Origin of the sequence: Neotamlana sargassicola, assembly GCF_020523965.1 — a bacterium.
Taxonomy (GTDB): Bacteria; Bacteroidota; Bacteroidia; order Flavobacteriales; family Flavobacteriaceae; genus Neotamlana; species Neotamlana sargassicola.
The window spans coordinates 1-382 of the sequence record NZ_JAJAPX010000024.1 but is presented as its reverse complement, the minus strand read 5'-3'; the positions used below and the strand labels follow the sequence as shown (position 1 = coordinate 382).

The following is a 382-nucleotide window of genomic DNA, read 5'->3' as shown; positions in this document are numbered from 1 at the left end:
TGAAAAAAGGCGGCGACCTACTCTCCCACGAGTGTAGTACCATCGGCGCTAATGGGCTTAACTTCTCTGTTCGGAAAGGTAAGAGGTGAGCCCCATCGCTATAACCACCTTAAACTGTTGGTTATTGGTTTATGTTTCTTATTGTTGGTGAACTACCAACTAATAACCATTAACGTACAACCATTAACCGCGCTATTGCGCAAATATCTTAACATATTGAAAAAAATCATGACTAGTAATTATTTTGTACTCTTTTAAAAAAACAGGCGTACAATAAGCCTATGGGTTATTAGTACTACTCGGCTATGACATTACTGCCTTTACACCTGTAGCCTATCAACGTAGTCATCTCCTACGACCCTTTAAAGAAATCTCATCTTGT

The 382-nt window shown here is 39.3% G+C and carries 2 rRNA genes; both read right to left on the bottom strand.

From position 1 onward, the window contains the following. Window positions 1-4: 4 nt before the first annotated feature. A 5S ribosomal RNA gene (rrf, locus tag LG651_RS15685) occupies window positions 5-112 on the bottom strand. 157 nt (window positions 113-269) lie between these two features. Next, window positions 270-382, bottom strand: a 23S ribosomal RNA gene (locus LG651_RS15680); the annotation flags it as partial.